This is a genomic window from Rhizobium sp. YAF28, from assembly GCF_052113285.1.
GTDB lineage: Bacteria > Pseudomonadota > Alphaproteobacteria > Rhizobiales > Rhizobiaceae > Rhizobium.
Map to the genome: position 1 here is coordinate 125,731 of NZ_JBFRCX010000004.1, position 18,729 is coordinate 144,459.

21 protein-coding genes are annotated in these 18,729 nt (G+C 60.7%); 10 read left to right on the forward strand and 11 right to left on the reverse strand.

Translation table 11 applies throughout. The features are described from left to right. Window positions 1-3: 3 nt before the first annotated feature. The 3 genes from AB4Z13_RS10665 to dnaN all read right to left on the reverse strand — a co-directional run bounded on the left by AB4Z13_RS10665 (window position 4) and on the right by dnaN (window position 2,409). Window positions 4-585, reverse strand: coding sequence for a histidine phosphatase family protein (locus AB4Z13_RS10665; protein WP_442205979.1), 582 nt, complete (start codon window positions 583-585; stop codon window positions 4-6). After that, the gene (gene pmtA / locus AB4Z13_RS10670; protein ID WP_439017117.1) at window positions 586-1,179 is read right to left on the reverse strand and encodes a phospholipid N-methyltransferase PmtA; all 594 of its coding nucleotides are present in this window, start codon (window positions 1,177-1,179) and stop codon (window positions 586-588) included. 111 nt (window positions 1,180-1,290) lie between these two features. Then, window positions 1,291-2,409: a DNA polymerase III subunit beta gene (gene dnaN / locus AB4Z13_RS10675; RefSeq protein ID WP_113324395.1), complete on the reverse strand. Its 1,119-nt coding sequence runs from the start codon at window positions 2,407-2,409 to the stop codon at window positions 1,291-1,293. A gap of 247 nt (window positions 2,410-2,656) precedes the next feature. Here dnaN and rsmI point away from each other — a divergent pair, with 247 nt between their 5' ends. From rsmI to AB4Z13_RS10700, 5 genes are all read left to right on the forward strand, one after another. Further along, window positions 2,657-3,571, forward strand: a complete 915-nt coding sequence (rsmI, locus tag AB4Z13_RS10680; RefSeq protein ID WP_439017300.1) for a 16S rRNA (cytidine(1402)-2'-O)-methyltransferase — start codon at window positions 2,657-2,659, stop codon at window positions 3,569-3,571. Next, on the forward strand, window positions 3,564-3,932 hold the full coding sequence (locus AB4Z13_RS10685) for a YraN family protein (RefSeq protein ID WP_439017118.1): 369 nt from the start codon (window positions 3,564-3,566) through the stop codon (window positions 3,930-3,932). Before rsmI ends, AB4Z13_RS10685 begins: the two co-directional genes overlap by 8 nt. A gap of 135 nt (window positions 3,933-4,067) precedes the next feature. Then, the gene (locus AB4Z13_RS10690) at window positions 4,068-4,571 is read left to right on the forward strand and encodes a cupin domain-containing protein (protein ID WP_439017119.1); all 504 of its coding nucleotides are present in this window, start codon (window positions 4,068-4,070) and stop codon (window positions 4,569-4,571) included. A 96-nt stretch (window positions 4,572-4,667) separates the two neighbouring features. Further along, window positions 4,668-5,615 (forward strand): glutathione synthase, encoded by a 948-nt coding sequence (gshB, locus tag AB4Z13_RS10695; RefSeq protein ID WP_439017120.1) that lies wholly within the window; start codon window positions 4,668-4,670, stop codon window positions 5,613-5,615. A gap of 307 nt (window positions 5,616-5,922) precedes the next feature. Further along, window positions 5,923-7,455, forward strand: a complete 1,533-nt coding sequence (locus AB4Z13_RS10700; RefSeq protein ID WP_113324400.1) for a YifB family Mg chelatase-like AAA ATPase — start codon at window positions 5,923-5,925, stop codon at window positions 7,453-7,455. 60 nt (window positions 7,456-7,515) lie between these two features. Here AB4Z13_RS10700 and cysK read toward each other — a convergent pair whose 3' ends face one another. Both cysK and AB4Z13_RS10710 read right to left on the reverse strand, forming a co-directional pair. Beyond that, window positions 7,516-8,478: a cysteine synthase A gene (gene cysK / locus AB4Z13_RS10705; protein WP_442205980.1), complete on the reverse strand. Its 963-nt coding sequence runs from the start codon at window positions 8,476-8,478 to the stop codon at window positions 7,516-7,518. A gap of 142 nt (window positions 8,479-8,620) precedes the next feature. Next, complete coding sequence (locus AB4Z13_RS10710; protein WP_113324402.1) at window positions 8,621-9,238, reverse strand: LysE family translocator; 618 nt, start codon at window positions 9,236-9,238, stop codon at window positions 8,621-8,623. Window positions 9,239-9,469: 231 nt separating this feature from the next. On the opposite strand from AB4Z13_RS10710, the gene AB4Z13_RS10715 reads away from it, so the two are divergent. After that, on the forward strand, window positions 9,470-9,988 hold the full coding sequence (locus tag AB4Z13_RS10715; RefSeq protein ID WP_442205981.1) for a Dps family protein: 519 nt from the start codon (window positions 9,470-9,472) through the stop codon (window positions 9,986-9,988). Window positions 9,989-10,009: 21 nt separating this feature from the next. On the opposite strand, the gene AB4Z13_RS10720 is transcribed toward AB4Z13_RS10715, so the two are convergent. Next, window positions 10,010-10,924, reverse strand: a complete 915-nt coding sequence (locus AB4Z13_RS10720) for a DMT family transporter (protein WP_439017140.1) — start codon at window positions 10,922-10,924, stop codon at window positions 10,010-10,012. Between the two features lie 96 nt (window positions 10,925-11,020). On the opposite strand from AB4Z13_RS10720, the gene AB4Z13_RS10725 reads away from it, so the two are divergent. Beyond that, window positions 11,021-11,488 carry an Lrp/AsnC family transcriptional regulator gene (locus AB4Z13_RS10725; protein WP_376776545.1) on the forward strand — a complete coding sequence of 156 codons (468 nt, stop codon included), beginning with the start codon at window positions 11,021-11,023 and terminating at the stop codon, window positions 11,486-11,488. A gap of 2 nt (window positions 11,489-11,490) precedes the next feature. Here AB4Z13_RS10725 and AB4Z13_RS10730 read toward each other — a convergent pair whose 3' ends face one another. Both AB4Z13_RS10730 and dut read right to left on the reverse strand, forming a co-directional pair. Next, complete coding sequence (locus AB4Z13_RS10730; protein WP_439017141.1) at window positions 11,491-12,384, reverse strand: GNAT family N-acetyltransferase; 894 nt, start codon at window positions 12,382-12,384, stop codon at window positions 11,491-11,493. Next, window positions 12,381-12,851: a dUTP diphosphatase gene (dut, locus tag AB4Z13_RS10735; protein WP_442205982.1), complete on the reverse strand. Its 471-nt coding sequence runs from the start codon at window positions 12,849-12,851 to the stop codon at window positions 12,381-12,383. Before dut ends, AB4Z13_RS10730 begins: the two co-directional genes overlap by 4 nt. 90 nt (window positions 12,852-12,941) lie before the next feature. On the opposite strand from dut, the gene AB4Z13_RS10740 reads away from it, so the two are divergent. Continuing rightward, a complete protein-coding gene (locus AB4Z13_RS10740; RefSeq protein WP_442205983.1) occupies window positions 12,942-14,525 on the forward strand; it encodes a peptide chain release factor 3 in 1,584 nt (527 codons plus the stop codon). Here the strand turns inward: AB4Z13_RS10740 and AB4Z13_RS10745 are convergent, their stop codons facing one another. Further along, window positions 14,526-15,419 (reverse strand): LysR substrate-binding domain-containing protein, encoded by an 894-nt coding sequence (locus tag AB4Z13_RS10745; protein ID WP_442205984.1) that lies wholly within the window; start codon window positions 15,417-15,419, stop codon window positions 14,526-14,528. 110 nt (window positions 15,420-15,529) lie between these two features. Between AB4Z13_RS10745 and AB4Z13_RS10750 the strand changes: the two genes are divergently transcribed. Further along, window positions 15,530-16,237: a glutathione S-transferase family protein gene (locus AB4Z13_RS10750; RefSeq protein WP_439017145.1), complete on the forward strand. Its 708-nt coding sequence runs from the start codon at window positions 15,530-15,532 to the stop codon at window positions 16,235-16,237. 39 nt (window positions 16,238-16,276) lie between these two features. Here the strand turns inward: AB4Z13_RS10750 and AB4Z13_RS10755 are convergent, their stop codons facing one another. Beyond that, a complete protein-coding gene (locus AB4Z13_RS10755) occupies window positions 16,277-16,663 on the reverse strand; it encodes a RidA family protein (RefSeq protein WP_439017146.1) in 387 nt (128 codons plus the stop codon). A gap of 93 nt (window positions 16,664-16,756) precedes the next feature. Here AB4Z13_RS10755 and AB4Z13_RS10760 point away from each other — a divergent pair, with 93 nt between their 5' ends. Next, window positions 16,757-17,272 (forward strand): Lrp/AsnC family transcriptional regulator, encoded by a 516-nt coding sequence (locus AB4Z13_RS10760; protein ID WP_439017147.1) that lies wholly within the window; start codon window positions 16,757-16,759, stop codon window positions 17,270-17,272. 82 nt (window positions 17,273-17,354) lie between these two features. On the opposite strand, the gene otsA is transcribed toward AB4Z13_RS10760, so the two are convergent. Then, window positions 17,355-18,728 (reverse strand): alpha,alpha-trehalose-phosphate synthase (UDP-forming), encoded by a 1,374-nt coding sequence (gene otsA / locus AB4Z13_RS10765; RefSeq protein WP_439017148.1) that lies wholly within the window; start codon window positions 18,726-18,728, stop codon window positions 17,355-17,357. Window position 18,729 lies beyond the last annotated feature (1 nt).

An 18,729-nucleotide genomic window follows, 5' to 3' on the forward strand; every position in this document is an offset into this window, starting at 1 on the left:
CAATCATCCCCGCCAGTCTTCAATGGGTGTCCAGTCGCATGATAAGCGCCGATCCGCAAGGCCGAAAGCATAGAGATTGCCACCACCGCCTGGCTGGTCGCGATCACGCGCAATCGGTGCGCCCATCAGATGGCACTTGAGCAGCGTTCCGACGCCACCATGCCCGACGAAGGCGATCGGCGCATTTGCCTCATGCGAGGATAGGACGGTCTCGACGGCGGAGACGATGCGGGCCTGCGCATCGGCGGCCCGCTCCCAGCCTCTGAAGCTCTCCAGCGGGTGGGCGAAGAACCAGTTGGCCGCCTCCTCGAATTTGTCGGGCGGCAGGAAACCAGTGGCGGAGCGGTCGTTCTCGTGCATGCCATGCACGATCTCGATTTTCACGCTTGAGGCCGCAGCAAGGATTTCCGCCGTCTCGATCGCCTTCGTCTCATCGCTGGAGACGATGCGGGTCAGCCGCTTCGCCCAGTCGCTCGAGGCAGCCTTGCGGGCGCGTTCGGCGCCGATCTCGGAAAGACCCCACTTGGGAACGGGAACCTGCGGGTCGATCTTGACCTGAGGGTGGGTGATATAAAGTCCAAACATTTATCCGCGCCGATAGATCCAGAGTTGAGCAGGAGGAATATTGCGCACGATGAAATCAAAATGATGAATGCTGTAACGATCGGCATTGGCAACGATCGGCGAGACCGCGCCATAGGAGATCTGTACCATCGGCCGGCCTGCCGGCATGCGGTCGAGCAGGCTTTCCAAGAGCGCAATACGCGCCTGCATGGGGAAGTTCAGGAGCGGTATACCCGAAATAACGGAATCGAATTCCTGATCCTTGAGTGAGCCGAGCGTTTTGTCGAGATCGAAGGCATCGCCGTTGATGAAGCTCACGCCGGGGTAAAGCTGCATAAGGTGTTCGTAGAAGTCCGTCGAATATTCGATAGCGACGAGCTTTTCCGGCTTCACGCCATGGGCAAGGATCGCCTTGGTGATGGCGCCGGTGCCGGGACCAAGTTCAAGCACGGGCAGGTCCGAATGCGGATTTGCGACGCTTGCCATCTTGCGGGCAGTGATCGAGGAAGTCGGAACGATGGAGCCGACGGTCTTCGGCCCCTGCATCATGCCCTTGAAGAAGCGGATCTCCTCGTCAAACTTCTTGCCGAGCCGTTCCTTGAGCCGCAATGCCATGCCGTCCTCCCATGCCTGCCGGTCAACTTTCCCTTAATTGCAGGAGGGTGAAGCAAAAACAAGAGGCGATGTCGCGATCAGGAAAGTTTCAACTGCAAAAGCGACGCGCGTTTAAACACGCATCGGCATCAGCACGTAGAGCGCGTCATCGCCGGCGGTGTCACGCACGAGTGTCGGCGAACCTGCATCGGCCAGAAGGAAGATCGCTTCGTCGCCGGAAAGCTGCGCGGTGATATCGAGCAGATACTTGGCATTGAAGCCGATTTCCATCGGATCCGTATCGTAGCCGACGGCGACTTCTTCCGTGGCACTACCGGAATCCGGATTGTTCACGGTGAGCAGAAGCTGACCATCGGAGAGCGCGAGCTTCACGGCGCGGCCGCGCTCGGATGAAATGGTCGAAACGCGGTCGACGGCCTGGGCAAAGCTCGTGCAGTCGACGCGCATTTCCTTGTCGTTATTGGTCGGGATGACGCGCTGGTAATCCGGAAAGGTGCCGTCGATCAGCTTCGAGGTCATGACGATGGAACTGAGGGTGACCCGGATCTTGGCATCGGAAACTTCGACGGTGACGATCGCATCAGGCGTATCGACCAGCTTCTGCAATTCGCCAACCGTCTTGCGCGGAATGATGATGCCGGGCATGCCTTCCGAGCCGGAGGGGGCGTCGACATCGGCGCGGGCGAGACGGTGGCCGTCGGTCGCAACGGCGCGCAGCTTCAGGTCGCCGCTGCTCTCGATCGTGTGGAAGAAGATGCCGTTCAGATAGTAGCGGGTTTCTTCGGTCGAGATCGCAAACTGTGTGCGATCGATCAGCATCTTCAGATCGCTTGCCTTCAGCTTGAAGGAATGCGTGAAGGTGCCGGCGGTCAGATCCGGGAAGTCGGATTCCGGCAGGCACTGCAGCGAAAACTTCGAACGGCCGGACTGAACGGTCATCGAGCCGCCATCCTGGGAGGTGGCAAGCAGCACTTCCGCGCCATCGGGAAGCTTGCGCACGATGTCGTAAAGAAGATGGGCGGGAACGGTGGTGGCGCCGGCCTGCTCGACATTGGCAGGCGTCGCTTCGGTGATTTCGAGATCGAGGTCGGTCGCCTTCATGTCGAGGCTCTGCCCATCGGCCTTCAGCAGCACGTTGGACAGGATCGGAATCGTGTTGCGGCGTTCGACCACGCGGTGCACGTGGTTCAGCGACTTCAAAAGGTTTGACCGCTCAATAGTAATACGCATGGGATGCTACCGCTTTCGACCTTTATTGTCCGGGCGCTCGGAAGCGCCGCGTCACTGCTTTCCCCTTTGGGAGAGGGGAGTGGACGGGCAAAATGGCAGAACTTTGCCAGCGATTGCAAGAGGCATGGCTGCCCGCAAGCCCGCAAATGCCGTTTTGCAGTGCAATGCTCACAGAAATTGCGGCCCTTGTCGAAGCCACACCGCTCGCCCATAAAGGGAAGAGGCTGGCGGAATGAAAGCGAATGACATGACGGAAGAGACGACAGCGGAAACTGGCGCCCGGCGCGGCTTTCGCCTGCACAATATCGCGGTGCCGGCGCGCCCGCTCGAACCGGCTCTCTATCTCGTCGCAACGCCGATCGGCAATCTCGGCGATATCACGCTGCGGGCGCTGGAAACGCTTGCCGGTGCGGATGTCCTCGCCTGCGAGGATACACGCGTTACCCGCGTCCTGCTCGATCGCTACGGCATTCAGAACCGCCCCTTTGCCTATCATGAACACAATGCCGATGAGGCCGGGCCGCGGCTCCTGCAGGCGCTCGAAGCCGGCAAGTCGGTGGCGCTGGTTTCCGATGCCGGCACGCCGCTCGTCTCCGATCCCGGCTATCGCCTGGCGCAGCAGGCGATCGAAGCAGGTTACCGCGTCATTCCTATTCCCGGCGCCTCCGCACCGCTTGCGGCCCTCGTCGGCTCAGGGCTGCCGAACGATGCTTTTCTATTTGCCGGTTTCCTGCCGACCAAGGACAAGGCCCGTCGCGACCGTCTCGCAGAATTCGCAAACGCACCGGCCACACTGATCTTCTTTGAATCGCCCCATCGCATCGGCGCAACGCTGCTGGCTGCTGCCGATGTGCTCGGCGCTGAACGCGAGGCGTCTGTCTGCCGCGAACTGACCAAGACCTATGAAGAATTCCGCCGCGGCACGCTTGCCGAGCTCGTCACCTATTATGAAGAGCATGACAATGTGAAGGGTGAGATTGTTCTCGTCATCGGCCCGCCGAAGGACGAGCCGGCAACTGCGGCGGATGTCGACGCCATTCTCGCCGATCTCTCAAAATCGCTGCCAACCGCCGGGGCCGCGACCGAGGCTGCCCGCTTGACCGGCCTGCCGCGCAAGGTGCTCTACCAGAAGCTTCTCGACATGAAGGCGGCGAATGGCTGACGGCGAAGCCACGCTCCGCAGGAGAAAGGCGCTGCGTCGCGGCTCGGCGGCAGAATATATTGCCGCCATTTTCCTGATGCTGAAAGGCTATCGCATTCTCGCCATGCGCTACAAAACGAAGCTCGGCGAGATCGATATTATCGCTCGCAAGGGAGACCTGGCCGTCTTTGTCGAGGTCAAGGCGCGCGCCGACGAAATGGGCGCCGTGGATGCTGTGTCCTTCGCCTCGCAAAAACGCATCCGGGCTGCGAGCGATCTCTGGCTCGCCCGCCAGAGGGACTATTCCCGGCTCTCACAGCGCTATGATATCGTTGCGATATTGCCGGGAAAACTGCCTCGTCATTTCCCCGATGCTTTCTAGGGGGCGCTAAATTCCGCAGGCGGCTAAAAACTGACGAATAAGCTTTCGTTAAAATTTTAGCGTCTGCTTGAACGGGCTTTTACGACTCTTTTGTTATCCACGGCTCAGCTAGGGGTAGCAAACTGGGGGTAATTCATGGCCTTGAAGATGATGCTTGCAACCGCCGTCGCCATGGCTGCGCGGTCCGTGCCTTACGCCGCATTGAAGACGGCTGGCAAATCGTTCGTTGCGCAGGCAAGCGACCGCATGGTGCTGAAGTCGACGCCGATCAATCCGGACTGGATCATCAGCGGCAATCCGCAGGCGCGCACGGCAGAACATTCCCGCGGCCATGACGAGGCATCGCTGACGGCGATCTGGGATTGCACATCGGGCGAATTCCGCTGGCGTTTCGGCTGGGACGAGACGGTCATGATCCTCGAAGGCGAAGTGCACGTCACCACCGAAGATGGCCTGGAACGCACGCTGCAGGTGGGCGATGTCGCTTTCTTTGCCGGCGGCACCTGGGCGAACTGGCGGGTCGACAATTATGTCCGCAAGGTCGCCTTCCTGCGCAAGCCTTTCCCGAAGCCGCTCGCCATTGCCTATCGCCTGCGCAACCTCTTGCGCAACGGCGGCGGTACCGGCATCGCGGCCTGAAAATTGCGCCGGCGGAGGCGCGCGAAGCCATTGATTGCCGTTGCGTTTGACGCCTGACCGACCTACATCTGGGCGGCATCAGCTCAAGGGACGGAAATGGCCAAGATCAAGAACGTAGCGGTCCAGATGGACCATGTCTCCGGCATCAATATCGCGGGCGATTCCACCTTCGCCATGAGCCTTGAGGCTCAGGCGCGTGGCTACAAGCTCTTCCATTACACGCCCGATCGCCTGAGCTTCCGCGATGACAAGCTCTATGCCGCCGTCGAGCCGATGGTGCTGCGCGACGTCAAGGGCGATCACTATGAACTCGGCGCCCCTGAGCGCATCGACCTGTCGACCATGGACGTCGTCCTGCTGCGCCAGGACCCGCCTTTCGACATGTCCTACATCACCTCGACGCATCTTCTGGAGCGCATCCATCCGAAGACGCTCGTCGTTAATGATCCGGCCTGGGTGCGCAACTCACCGGAAAAGATCTTCGTCACCGAATTTTCCGACTTGATGCCGAAGACGCTGATCACCAAGGATCCGGGCGAGATCCGCCGCTTCCGCGACGAGATGGGCGATATCATCCTGAAGCCGCTCTACGGCAATGGCGGCGCCGGCGTTTTCCATTCCACCAAGGACGATCGCAACCTGTCCTCGCTGCTCGAAATGTTCGGCCATCTCTTCCGCGAGCCTTTCATCGCTCAGCAATACCTGCCTGACGTGCGCAAGGGCGACAAGCGCATCATCCTCGTCGACGGCGAATTTGCCGGCGCCATCAATCGCGTCCCGGCCGAGCATGACAGTCGCTCCAACATGCATGTCGGCGGCCGCGCCGAGCCGACCGAACTGACGGCGCGCGAAAAGGAAATCTGCGAGCGCATCGGCCCGGCTCTGCGCGAACGCGGCTTCCTGCTCGTCGGCATCGACGTCATCGGCGATTATATGACAGAGATCAACGTAACCTCGCCGACAGGCATCCGGGAAGTGAAGAAGTTCGGTGGCGCCGATATCGCAAGCCTGTTGTGGGATGCGATCGAGCGCAAGCGCGGCTAAAGCAATACCAGCAAAAGTGCAATGCCAACAAAAGTGCATAGTGGTTTTGCGTTCGGAATTGCGGCAAAACTGTGCAGAGATTTTTTTGTTAAAACAAAGAGATAGAGAATTTTCGTGTTTCGAAGAAAAACGGAAATGCTCCAAGTGTTCCGCCTTTGATCGCCTTCGTTCCGGCTTTGCAACCTGCTGCAATTTGATTGCAGCGGATAGCTGAATTCGTTCGCTTATCGTTCTTGTTTTATTCCATATTCCATGCCAGATTGTGACCGCCTTCATAGGTTGGGGTTCAGGGTTACGGGGCAGGGGCATGGTCGCGCGCGTCAGCACGGTTGCATTTCAGGGCATTGAAGGTGTGCCGGTCGAGGTCCAGGTCATGGTCGCTCCCGGTAAAATGGGAATCCAGATCGTCGGGCTTCCTGACAAGGCGGTGGCGGAAAGTCGCGAGCGGGTGCAGGCAGCCTTGCACGCTTCCGGCCTAGCGCTGCCATCCAAGCGTGTGACGGTCAATCTTGCGCCCGCCGATCTTCCCAAAGAAGGCAGTCATTTCGATCTCCCCATCGCACTTGGCCTGATGGCTGCGCTCGGCGCCATCCCGGCGGATGCTTTGTCCGACTATGTCGTCGTCGGCGAACTCAATCTCGACGGTACAATTGCCGCAATCGCTGGCGCTCTGCCGGCCGCAATCGGTGCCAACGCGAGTGGAAAAGGCCTGATCTGCCCGGCCGAAAGCGGATCGGAAGCCGCATGGGCAGGGTCCGGGGTCGACATTCTGGCGCCGCGCAGCCTGATCGCACTCGCCAATCATTTCCGCGGCACGCAGATCCTTTCGCGCCCGGAACCGTCCATTCGCCCGAATGCCGCCAATCTGCCTGATCTCGCCGAGATCAAGGGACAGGAAAGCGCCAAGCGGGCGCTGGAGGTGGCTGCTGCCGGCGGCCATAACCTCCTGATGGTCGGGCCGCCCGGTTCCGGCAAGTCGATGCTGGCTTCGAGACTGCCATCGATCCTGCCACCGCTTTCGGCTGCGGAGTTGCTTGAAGTCTCGATGATCCATTCCATCGCCGGCCAGCTGTCCGGCGGCAAGCTTTCCGACCGCAGGCCCTACCGCACGCCGCACCATTCGGCGACGATGGCCGCCCTCATCGGCGGCGGTCTGCGTGCCAGGCCGGGAGAGGCTTCGCTTGCCCATCATGGTGTGCTGTTCCTTGATGAGTTTCCGGAATTCGCGCCGCAAGTGCTCGATGCCTTGCGTCAGCCGTTGGAAAGCGGCGAATGCGTCATCGCGCGCGCCAATCACCGCGTCTCCTATCCGGCGCGGATCCAGCTTATTGCGGCGATGAACCCCTGCCGCTGCGGTATGGCTGGCGAGCCCGGCCACACCTGTGCCCGAGGGCCGCGCTGCATGACGGATTATCAGGCCCGGATTTCCGGTCCGTTGATGGACCGCATCGATATCCGCATCGACGTGCCAGCCGTTTCCGCCGCCGACCTGATCCGGCCGACGGTAGCCGAAGCGAGTGCCGATGTTGCCCGGCGCGTTGCGCGTGCCCGTGACATCCAGCGTGAACGCTATGCTGCTGCAGGCGCTGTGGGTATTTCCACCAATGCCGGATGTTCGACCGCAATGATCGAGAAATTCGCAGAGCCGGATGCCGCAGGATTGCAGCTGTTGCGAGATGCCGCGGACAAGATGAAGTTTTCGGCGCGTGGCTACCACCGAGTCCTCAAGGTCGCCCGCACGCTTGCCGATCTCGACGGCAAGGAAATGGTCGGCCGCATTCATCTCGCGGAGGCGATTTCCTACCGTGTTGCCGGCGAGAGGCTTACCGCTGCGGCATGATAAAAGGGGCGCCGAAGCGCCCCAGGTACCGGGTGAGAGGAAGAACCCGGGAAGGTTCGATCAGCTTCCAAGGCCTTCAAACAATGCCGTCGAAAGATACCGTTCCGCGAAGGACGGGATGATGACGACGATGTTCTTGCCGGCGTTTTCCGGACGGCGGCCGACCTCGATCGCGGCCGTCAATGCTGCACCCGAGGAGATGCCGACCGGCACGCCTTCGAGCTTGGCGACGAGGCGCGCCTGCTGAAATGCGTCGTCATTGCTGACGGTGACGACTTCGTCATAGATGCTGGTATCGAGAATCTTCGGTGCGAAGCCGGCGCCGATGCCCTGGATCCTGTGCGGGCCGGGCGTGCCGCCTGACAGTACCGGCGAGTCCGCCGGCTCGACGGCCACGACCCGGATACCCGGTTTGCGGCTCTTCAGCACTTGGCCGACGCCGGTAATCGTGCCGCCGGTGCCGATGCCGGCAACGAAGATATCGACCGTGCCATCGGTATCGTTCCAGATTTCCTCGGCGGTCGTCTTGCGGTGGATTTCAGGGTTGGCCGGGTTTTCGAACTGCTGCGGGATGACGGCGTCGGGCAGTGAGGCGGCGAGTTCTTCCGCCTTGGCGATCGCCCCCTTCATGCCCTTCGGTCCTTCAGTCAGCACCAACTCGGCGCCGAGCAGCGCCAGCATCTTACGGCGCTCGACGGACATGGTTTCCGGCATGGTAAGGATCAGCCGGTAGCCTTTGGCAGCGGCGGCGAAAGCGAGCGCGATACCCGTATTGCCCGAGGTCGGCTCGATCAGCACGGTCTTGCCGGGCGAGATCTTGCCCTGCGTTTCCAGGCTATCGATCATGGCAACGCCGATACGGTCCTTCACCGAGGCGATTGGGTTAAAGAACTCCAGCTTGGCAAGGATGTTGGCCACCACGCCCTTTTCCTTGGCGAGTTTATCGAGGCGAACGAGCGGCGTGTCGCCGATTGTGTCCGTTATCGAGGAATAGATGCGGCCGCGGCCCGGTTTGTGCGACATGGTGCTCTCCCTTTGAAATCCATTCTGAAATCTGTGGAGAGAATAGGGTCAAAGTGGTGATGAGACCAGAGTGGCTTCACCCGTCGGCCGCTTGAGCCGGAGAAAAAATCCTTTGAGAACCGTCCGTTGCCGAATGTTTATTTCAGGCTGCACGCGTGGCGATGAAGGCTGCCGTACCCGCCAGGATGCTTGCGGCGACGCGGTTCAGCGCCTGCAATGCACGCGGCTGCTTCAGCATCGTGCGGGCGCGCGACGCAAGCATCATGTAGGGGATGAGCACGATCATAAGCACCACGAAAGTGACGGCGAGCAGGATGAGATACTCGCGCATGCCGATGCTGCCGAGATCGATCAAGGTCGGCACCAGCGCCACGTAGAACAACATGGTCTTCGGATTGCCGAGTGTCACAAGCAGGCCGGACAGGAAGGACATGCCGGCACTGCTGGATTTCTTCGCGGCGATATCCTGCGGCAGCAGGCCGGCAGTCCAGAGCTTCCAGGCGATGTATCCGAGATAGAGAGCACCGGCGATCTTGATGACGAGGAATATCTCAGTGAAGGTCTGCGCCACGAAGGCAAGACCGAGAATGACAGCGGTGAGATAGGTCATGTCGCCGAGCACGAGGCCGAGACCCATGAAGAAGGTCTCGCGGAAGTTCGAACCGAGTGCACGCGCCACGATTGCCGTGATCCCCGGGCCGGGAATTGCGGCGGCGATGAACAGGGCTCCAGCATAGGCGATCAGGACGGTAAGGCTCATCTTCGTATCCACTGACTTGCGCAGCCTCTCTATAGGCGCGCAAGCCAGGCCTCATCAATCGCCTGGCGCTGATCTGTCCATAACCATAAAGAATAGGTCGGCTGAACCATGATCTACTTGGAAACCAATCCGGCCTTGCTATTTTCCCCTTGCAAGCGGCCGCAGACACGGCCCGCCGCGGCTTCCCGAGGCTGTCGGCGCAGAAGGTTTTCATCACCAAGGAGAGAATGCATGTCGACTACCTCAGCCGAAGCCCGCAGACGTTCACCGCTCAAGACCCCTTCCGACCTGCCGACCAACGCGATCACCGATATTTCGGCCGCGTTGACCGCGCTGCTCGCCGATGTGTTTGCGCTTTATGTGAAGACCAAGAACTTCCATTGGCACATGTCTGGCCCGCACTTCCGCGATTACCACCTGTTGCTCGATGAGCAGGCGGAACAGATCTTCGATATGACGGACGAGGTTGCCGAGCGCGTCCGCAAGATCGGCGGCACGACGCTGCGCTCGATCGGCCAGATCGCCCGCCAGCAGCGCATTCCGGACAATGATGCTGACTACGTCACCCCCGAGGATATGCTCTCCGAGCTGCGCGAAGACAACCTTCACCTCGTTTCAATCCTGCGCCAAGTGCACGAAGTCTGCGACGAGCATAACGATGTCGCGACCGCAAGCCTGATCGAAAACTGGATCGACCAGAGCGAGCGCCGTACCTGGTTCCTGTTCGAAACGACGCGCCAAGCGAAGTAACAGGTAAGCCGAAGTAATGGCTCAGCGTCCGGCCGCCGGCAGGCGAATAAGTCTCGCCGGCGACCAGCCCAGATTCATGCCGGCGGCGGCGAGCAGAATAACTGCCGCCCCGGCAATCTGCATCGGCTGCAATGTGTGGCCGAAAGCGAAGCGGTCGACCAGGATCGCGGCGACCGGATAGATGAAAGACAAAGCGCCTGTCAGATGCGTCGGCAGCTTCTGGATCGCGCCATAAAGCAGCACATACATGAGACCGGTGTGGACGACGCCGACAGCGATCAGGATCATCCAGGAACTGGTATTGGCGGGAAGGTTCGAAAAATCGGTCATCGGTGCCAGCATGACGATGCCGGTAGAGACCTGGATCAGCGCGATCAGATGCGGCGGCGTGCCTTTCAGCCATTTGGCGGCAAGCGCGGCAAGTGCATAGAAGAAGGCGGCACCCAACGCCATCAGGATGCCGAGACCGTAGCTGCCGGAGACGGCGTCGGTATTTGGTTTCGCCTCGACGATAACAGCCATGCCGGCAAAGGAAAGCCCGAGCCAGAAGAGCTTGGTGCCTGTGATCTTCTCCCCCAGAAAGAGTGCGCCGAGCGCAAGCAGCATGAAGGGCTGGGTGTTGTAAACCGTCGTGGCGATCGAGATCGAGGCGTGCGAATAGGAGGCGAACAGCAGCAGCCAGTTGGAGACGATCGCTATGCCGCCGAAGACAGCGATAGCGAGCGACCGCAGGCTGATGATGCCGGGCCTCAGCAGGCCGAGCGCAGTGCAAACCACAAGCAGGGTCAGTGCGCCGAAGAAGCAGCGCCAGAAGACCACGCCACTGACCGGCTGACCCGACATGACGACGAACCAGCCGATCGTTCCCGAGATCAGCATCGCTGCCGTCATCTCTGCTGTGCCTCTTCTGATGTCACCCTGCATCGCCATCTCCATTCGTTAGCGGGAAATTGTATTGCGGCATCGCAGCATTTTCTATAAGCTGAAAAAGGGAAAGGCTGGATAAACCTAATCTTGTTAGGAGTTTTTGCCATGTTGGCTAACGAGATGCAGGCAGTCGACGATATTGACCGCGCAATGATAGAGGCGCTGGCAGGAAATTCGCGTATTTCCCTAAAAGAGCTCGCCCAGGCTGTAGGACTTTCTTCGCCGAGCGCGGCAGAGCGTCTGCGTCGGCTTGAGGATCGCGGCGTCGTGACGCTCTTCACCATCGATCTCGATCCGGCGGCGATCGGTTACCCGCTTCAGGCGATCGTGCGGGTGCGCCCGCTGCCCGGCCAGCTCCACATCGTCGAGCGTATCATCCAGGACACGCCGGAATTCATCGAATGCGACAAAGTGACTGGAGACGATTGTTTCATCGCCCGTCTCGTCGTCCGCTCCATGGGAGAGCTCGACAGCATTCTCGACAAGGTCGCCGAGCGCGCGGAGACCAATACGTCGATGATCAAATCCTCGCCGGTTAAGCGGCGCCTGCCGCCCCTGATACGGAAAAAATAGCCTCAGAAATCCGCCATTGGCGACAGCATGGCGGGATGATCGAGGCTCATCTCCTCCAGTCCACGCAGCATCAGCAGCGTTCCGCTTCCGTAAGGCGTTGCTTCGCCGGACCATGCGAGCCTGTCCGGCCGGAACAGCGTTTCGACTGACGTTGCCTGGATGCCGAGACCAGCAAGGACGGCGGCGAGCGACGGGATCTCACGCGTGACCACATCGAGAAGAACGACGTGACCGGGTGCGGGCATCTTCCATGCGATGACGGCCTTGCTCCCTTCCAGATAGCTCAAGCGCACGTCGGGATCGAGCTGCGTGTTGATGAGGAACATCGCGGAACTGCTGGCGACAGCGAGCGTCTCCGAAACTGGCTCGCGGTTCCTCAGCAGACCCTGAAGCAGGGCGAGATCTTCCGCATCGCGCGGCTGAAGAGGCCGCGAGGTGGTTGCACCTTCAGACATTGGTGCAGCGCCGACATACTTGTGAAGCGGAAGCGAGCGGAAACCGTAGGGCTCATAAAGCGCCGGCTTGTCCGTGTAGAGGATGATGGCCTCGAAATCCCGCGCCTCACACCAGGCGAGCGCCTTGCCCGTCACATCTCGGTAAAGGCCGCGGCCGCGCCATGGCGGGCGGACAGCGCCGGACTGAAAGGCGGCGGCATTGACGAGCCTGCCGTTGAGGACAAAAGGCATGGCGAAGGCGGAGAGATTGGCGGCGAGCTGGCCTTCATCCGTAAACCAGCCGAACGGCATACTGGTCGGGTCTGGGCCGCCAAGTTCGCGCAGCGGATCGATATCGATGCCGAACGTATCATCGAGAAGGGAGACGAGAGCGCTCCAGGCCGCCGGATCGCTGAAATAATCCTGTCGGAAGGTAAGCCCGTCCGAATCGGCGACGCTCATACCCCGGTCGAGCCGAAGCCACCGGCGCCGCGCGCGGTTTCGGTCGTCTCCGAGACTTCGGCGATGCGGGTCTGAATGAATGGTGCAATCACCATCTGCGCGATGCGCATGCCGCGCGTGATGGTGAAATCCTCCTCGCCATGATTGATGAGAATGACCTTCACTTCGCCGCGATAGTCGCAGTCGACGGTGCCGGGCGCATTGAGGCAGGTGACGCCGTTCTTGGCTGCAAGGCCGGAGCGCGGGCGCACCTGGCCCTCGAAACCCTCAGGGATTTCAAAGACGAAGCCCGTTGGAACGAGCGCGCGTTTGCCAGGCGCCAGCACCAGCGGCTTGTCCTCGTCGATGGCCGCGCGCAGGTCCATGCCGGCTGCACCACGCGTTTCATAGGCGGGCAGATCCAGGCCCTGGCCGTTCGGCAGGCGGATCAAATTGAGGGTCGGGCGGCTATCTGTGTGAATGGTCATGCGGCATTACTTCGCGCCCCACACCGCAAGGTCAATTGCAATGACGCGCTTTAATCGCTAGATACGCCGCAATTCCACAGGATTCACATCATGGCCGAAAGTCTCGCCGAGGCGGTCTCCCGCCGCCGCACATTCGCTATTATCGCGCACCCGGACGCGGGTAAGACGACGCTCACGGAAAAGCTGCTGCTTTTCGGCGGTGCTATCCAGCTCGCCGGTGAAGTGAAGGCGAAGAAGGACCGCATTCAGACCCGCTCGGACTGGATGAAGATCGAGCGCGAGCGCGGCATCTCGGTCGTAACTTCGGTTATGACCTTCGAATATGAAGGCAATGTCTTCAACATTCTCGACACGCCCGGTCACGAAGACTTCGCCGACGACACCTACCGCACGCTGACGGCGGTCGATGCGGCCGTCATGGTCATCGACGCCGCCAAGGGTATCGAGCCGCGCACGCTGAAGCTTTTCGAAGTCTGCCGCATGCGCGACATTCCGATCATCACCTTCATCAACAAGATGGACCGCGAAAGCCGCGATCCCTTCGAGATCCTGGATGAGGTTGAAGAGAAGCTGGCGCTTGACACGGCCCCGGTCACCTGGCCGATCGGTCGCGCCAAGACCTTCTGCGGCTCCTATCACCTGAAGGAAAACACCGTTCGCGGCTCCGATACGGAAGTCGTCGTCATCGCCGTCAACGGGCCGCGGAGCGTCGCCGACCGCCTGCCGGAAAATGAGCGCGACGCCTTCATCGAAGAGGTGGAATTGGCGATTGAGGCCTGCCGTCCCTTCGATCGGGAATCCTTCCTCGAAGGCCATATGACGCCGGTTTTCTTCGGCTCGGCGCTCCGCAACTTCGGTGTGCGCGACCTCATCAACGCGCTCGGTGATTTTGCTCCGCCGCCGCGTGACCAGGTGGCCGATATCCGCACCGTACATGCCGCCGAAGACAGGATGACGGCCTTCGTCTTCAAGATTCAGGCGAACATGGACCCGAACCATCGCGACCGTATCGCCTTCGCCCGCATCTGCTCCGGCAAACTGGAGCGCGGCATGAAGGCGCGGCTGGCACGTACCGGCAAGCAGCTCGGCCTCACCGCGCCGCAGTTCTTCTTTGCCTCACAGCGCCAGCTCGCCGATACGGCTTTCGCCGGTGATGTGGTCGGCATTCCGAACCATGGCACGCTGCGCATCGGCGATACGCTGACGGAAGGCGAAAGCCTGGTTTTCCAGGGCGTGCCGAATTTCTCGCCGGAAATCCTGCGCCGCGTGCGCCTGGAAGACGCCATGAAGGCCAAGAAGCTGAAGGAAGCCCTGCAGCAGATGGCTGAAGAAGGTGTCGTCCAGCTCTTCCAGCCGGAGGATGGTTCGCCTGCCATCGTCGGTGTCGTCGGCGCGCTGCAGCTCGATGTCCTGAAGGAGCGCCTGATGGCCGAATATGGCCTGCCGGTCTCCTTCGAAATGTCGCGCTTCTCCGTCTGCCGCTGGATTTCGTCCGACCAAGCTGCTGAACTCGACAAGTTCCTCACCGTCAAGCGCGGCGATATCGCCCGCGATCTCGATGGCGACCCGGTCTTCCTGGCGCAGGATGGTTTCTCGCTGCGCTACGAGGCGGAGCGCTATCCGGCGATCAAGATGGTGGCAATCAAGGAATATCACGCGGCCAAGGCCGCCTGATCACCCCGCCAGCCGTTCGGCAAGGAACTCGACGACCGCGCGCACGGAGGGCAATTGCCCTCGTCGGTGCGGCATCAGGATCGTCGTGGTGATACTGCCCGCCGTCCAATCGGGAAGCAGGCGCACGAGTTGGCCGTTCTTCAAAGCGTCGTTGCAGACCGAGGTCGGCAGAATGGTAATGCCCATGCCTGCCGCAGCCGCTTTCAGCAGCACCATCGGCTCGTCTGCCGCCATGATGGGCTGAGGCGTTACCACAGTCTCAGCGCCGTTATCCGAGGTGAGACGCCACTGCTCCTCGGAGAGACTGGGCATGATTGCCCTGTGGCCGGCGATGTCCTCGGGCCGCTCGGGCCTCCCATATTGCGCTATGTAATTGGGCGAAGCGACGAGCAGGAACGGATGAACCGCGATCCGGCGCTGCACGAGCGTCGAATCCCCGAGTGGAAAGCGATGGCTGCGCAGCGCAATGTCGAAGCCTTCCTGGACGATATCGACGAAGCGATCCGTCACATGCAGTGATACCTTCAGCTTTGGATAGCGTGCTGTCAGTTCGGCCAGATGGTCGGCAAGCGTGAATTGTGCCGTCGGCACCGCTGCGGTCAGCCTGACGATACCGCTCGGCTCTCCCAGGCGGTTGCGCACGATACTCTCGGCCATTTCCGCTTCGATGATCGAGGCCTGCGCATGGTCGAAGAAATCCCTGCCGATATCCGTCAGCGCAAAGCTGCGCGACGTGCGCTGGATCAGCCGCACGCCGAGCCTCTCCTCCAGTTCCGCCACGCGCTTGCTGATGGTCGATTTCGGAATGCCGAGATGATGTCCTGCCGCCGTGAAGCTGCCGCTTTCCACCGCTTGCACGAAGAGATGGAGGTCGTTGAGGTTGAAGGCGGTCACATTCATCTTCCATGCTTGTGGACTTTAAGATGCATTATCGCCATCTACTGCCTCATCGTCCACGAAATCATATTGGCCGGGTCAACAATTCCTATGGAAAGGACCCGACAATGTCACTCACACTCTTCTACGGCGTGCCGGAAGGTTGTTCCTTCGGTTCGATCGTCGCACTGGAATGGTCCGGCCTGCCGTACCGTCTGTGCCGCGTTCAGATGCCGGAGGTCGTCTCCGGTGACGAATACAGGCGCATCAACACCGTCGGCGAAACCCCGTCATTGCTGCTGCCCGATGGCCGGCTGATCAGCGAAAGCATGGCGATCCTGAATTACATGGGCGCGCAGTCGATCGACAAAGGATTGGGCTTTGCGCAGGGTACTGCGGATTTCGACCGCCTGAACCAGATGCTCGCCTATTTGAACACCAGCTTCTTCAATGCCTTCAGCCCGCTTTGGCACGCTGTCGAGCATGAACTGAAACCGGCCGAGAAAGACGTTCTCGTCGCCTACGGCACGGCCAAGGTGGAAAAGGCGCACCGTATGCTGGAGGGTCTGCTTGCCGGCCGGAAATGGCTGCTCGGCAACAGGCCCGGCATTGCGGATGCCTATTTCACCGGCATCGCCCGCTGGAACGACTTCCACAAGGTCGTCGATATCAGCCAGTTTCCTGCGCTGAGTGATCTCTATCAGCGCATGCTGCAGGAGCCGGCCGTTCGCTTCGCGCATGCGATCGAGCACCAGGAAAAGGCGGAAAGCACCGGTCGCTTTCTGGGAGAAATCGATCTGGAAGAAGCGCTCGGCCTGCTGCGCCGGGCTGCCTGAACATCCCATGGTGCCGCCTTGTCCAGACAGGGCGGCCTTTCACGCGGCAGCGATGATTTCGATTTCCACCAGCCAGTCTTTCTGAAGCGTTTGAACGACGATGGCGGTGGTCGGTACGATATGATCGCCGAGCGCGGCCAGCCGCGCATTCTGGTTTGCTTCGGCATAGTCAGCATCCCGTAAATAGCTGGTCAGCCGCACGATATTGCTGACGTCCATATCGGCATCCGCAAGGATCGCCCGCAGGTTCGACCAGATGAGGTCGAGCTGGACCGACAGATCTCTGCCCGGAGCACCCTCCGCGTCGAGGCCCATTGTGCCGCTCACGAACAGAAAGCGGGCGGGATTCCTGACCTCCATCGCATGGACATAATCTGACGTTGCCGCGTAGATGCCGCCGCTTGGACTGTGCTTCACCAGTTCCATTTGAAAGTCCCTGCCTCGAATATCTGAAAGCTTGGCGTTATTATCACCGAATATTCTTCGGCGATAAGGCGAGTTTTCCGAATGATAAAAGAAATGAATGGCATTCGACGCCGCAGGCGAGAGGCCGAGCAACTGGACCTTTTCGACCGAAAAATATTAGGCGCGCTGGCAGAGGATGCCCTGCAGAGCTATGCGGCGCTTGGCAAAGCTGTCAATCTGTCGCCGCCCGCCGTGCATGAGCGCGTCAAGCGGCTGCGCCGATCCGGCGTCATGAAAGGCGCGCACGCTGCGCTCGATGGCACGGCGCTCGGCAAGCCGCTGCTGGCCTTCGTGCATGTCGAGGCTGCGGGCTGGGGCAAAAGCGAAAGGCTGACGCAGCTTTGCCGCTTTCCCGAGGTAGAGGAGATGCACTCGGTTGCTGGCGACGCCAGTGTCATCTTCAAGGTGCGGACCGAAAGCCCGCGCGCACTGGAAGCCTTTCTCTCGCAAGTTCATGCCGTTCCCGGCGTGACGGCTACCAAAAGCTATGTTGCGCTTTCCACCTATCTGGAGCGGCCTGTCCAGGCGAACATGACGGCGGACTGGCCGGAGAACCCGTTGCCGGCCTGAAGTGCCGAAACGCTGCATCCCAACTGCTATAGTGCTGTTCTTCCAGAGGGAGCGACCCATGGTGCCGCGCCCGTCAAATTGCTCAGGCGGCGAGATCGCCGAGGAAGTCATCGCACCAGCGCGAGACGTCGTGCTCCAGCAGATGGTCCATCATCCGCTGCCAGCGGTCGCGGCGCTCCTCAAGGGGCATGTTGAGGCCGCGCGCCAGCGCATTGGACGTACCGACGATGTCGTAGGGGTTGACAAGCAGCGCGCCGTTCAGCTCGCGCGCCGCGCCGGCAAAACGGGAGAGGACCAGCACGCCCGGATCATCAGGGTTCTGTGCGGCAACATATTCCTTGGCGACGAGGTTCATGCCGTCGCGCAAGGGCGTCACGAGGCCGACTTTGGCGAGCCGATAGAGGCCGGCAAGCACGGGCCGGCTGACGGAGCGGTTGATATAGCGGATCGGCACCCAGTCGACCGTGCCGAGTGCACCGTTCACGCGGCCGGCCTGTTCTGCGACCGTGCGCTGCATTGCCTCGTATTCAGGCACTTCAGAGCGCGATTTTGGTGTGATTTGCAGATAGGTGACCTGGCGCTGATGTGCCGGATTGTTGGTGACGAAATGCTCGAAGGCATCGATACGCTGGGTAATGCCCTTGGAATAATCCAGTCTGTCCACGCCGATAATAAGGCTGCGGTCTTCGATACTATGGCGTGCCTTCAACACCATGCTGTGCGTGCCGGCCTTCCTGGCGAATTCGGCGAAGGCGGCCGTCTCGATGGCGATCGGATAGGCGCCACCGCGGAACGTGCGCTCGCCGGCGACAAAACGCCCTTCGCTGATCATGTCGCCCATCTCCTCGCGGCGCAGGCAGCCCGCAAAATTTTCAAGGTCGTGATCGGTCTGAAAGCCGACGAGATCATAGGCGGCGAGCCCGCGCATGATTTCCTCATGGACGGGCATGGCGAAGAGTACGTCGGCGGGCGGCCAGGGAATATGCAGGAAGAAGCCGATCTTGTTCTTGATGCCCATCTGCCGCAGTTCCGCAGCAAGCGGAATCAGGTGATAATCGTGGACCCAGATGATGTCATCAGGCTTGATCAGTGGCGCCAGCCGATGGGCAAAGAAGCGATTGACCCGGAAATAGCCGGCCATCTCGGTGCGCCCGTATTCTGCGAGATCCAGCCGGTAATGACAGATCGGCCAGAGCATGCGGTTGGCGAAGCCGAAGTAATATTCGTCGACATCCTTGGATGTCAGGTCGGTCAGCGCATAGGTGATGTTGCCGCGCTGCTCGATCGCAAGTGGGCCTGGTTCGCCTTCGTCGTTGACGTTGCCTGACCAGCCCATCCAGACGCCCCCCCGTTTCCCGAGGGCGGCCTCCAGTGCCACAGCGAGCCCGCCGGCAGACGCCGCCCCTTTCTTCTCCGGAACGGGCACGCGGTTTGAAACGACGACAAGGCGGCTCATG

Coding starts and splice junctions, on each gene's coding strand:
- AB4Z13_RS10665 (WP_442205979.1), bottom strand. CDS start 585: ATGTTTGGACTTTATATCACCCACCCTCAGGTCAAGATCGACCCGCAG.
- pmtA (WP_439017117.1), bottom strand. CDS start 1,179: ATGGCATTGCGGCTCAAGGAACGGCTCGGCAAGAAGTTTGACGAGGAG.
- dnaN (WP_113324395.1), bottom strand. CDS start 2,409: ATGCGTATTACTATTGAGCGGTCAAACCTTTTGAAGTCGCTGAACCAC.
- rsmI (WP_439017300.1), top strand. CDS start 2,657: ATGACGGAAGAGACGACAGCGGAAACTGGCGCCCGGCGCGGCTTTCGC.
- AB4Z13_RS10685 (WP_439017118.1), top strand. CDS start 3,564: ATGGCTGACGGCGAAGCCACGCTCCGCAGGAGAAAGGCGCTGCGTCGC.
- AB4Z13_RS10690 (WP_439017119.1), top strand. CDS start 4,068: ATGGCCTTGAAGATGATGCTTGCAACCGCCGTCGCCATGGCTGCGCGG.
- gshB (WP_439017120.1), top strand. CDS start 4,668: ATGGCCAAGATCAAGAACGTAGCGGTCCAGATGGACCATGTCTCCGGC.
- AB4Z13_RS10700 (WP_113324400.1), top strand. CDS start 5,923: ATGGTCGCGCGCGTCAGCACGGTTGCATTTCAGGGCATTGAAGGTGTG.
- cysK (WP_442205980.1), bottom strand. CDS start 8,478: ATGTCGCACAAACCGGGCCGCGGCCGCATCTATTCCTCGATAACGGAC.
- AB4Z13_RS10710 (WP_113324402.1), bottom strand. CDS start 9,238: ATGAGCCTTACCGTCCTGATCGCCTATGCTGGAGCCCTGTTCATCGCC.
- AB4Z13_RS10715 (WP_442205981.1), top strand. CDS start 9,470: ATGTCGACTACCTCAGCCGAAGCCCGCAGACGTTCACCGCTCAAGACC.
- AB4Z13_RS10720 (WP_439017140.1), bottom strand. CDS start 10,924: ATGGAGATGGCGATGCAGGGTGACATCAGAAGAGGCACAGCAGAGATG.
- AB4Z13_RS10725 (WP_376776545.1), top strand. CDS start 11,021: ATGTTGGCTAACGAGATGCAGGCAGTCGACGATATTGACCGCGCAATG.
- AB4Z13_RS10730 (WP_439017141.1), bottom strand. CDS start 12,384: ATGAGCGTCGCCGATTCGGACGGGCTTACCTTCCGACAGGATTATTTC.
- dut (WP_442205982.1), bottom strand. CDS start 12,851: ATGACCATTCACACAGATAGCCGCCCGACCCTCAATTTGATCCGCCTG.
- AB4Z13_RS10740 (WP_442205983.1), top strand. CDS start 12,942: ATGGCCGAAAGTCTCGCCGAGGCGGTCTCCCGCCGCCGCACATTCGCT.
- AB4Z13_RS10750 (WP_439017145.1), top strand. CDS start 15,530: ATGTCACTCACACTCTTCTACGGCGTGCCGGAAGGTTGTTCCTTCGGT.
- AB4Z13_RS10755 (WP_439017146.1), bottom strand. CDS start 16,663: ATGGAACTGGTGAAGCACAGTCCAAGCGGCGGCATCTACGCGGCAACG.
- AB4Z13_RS10760 (WP_439017147.1), top strand. CDS start 16,757: ATGAATGGCATTCGACGCCGCAGGCGAGAGGCCGAGCAACTGGACCTT.
- otsA (WP_439017148.1), bottom strand. CDS start 18,728: ATGAGCCGCCTTGTCGTCGTTTCAAACCGCGTGCCCGTTCCGGAGAAG.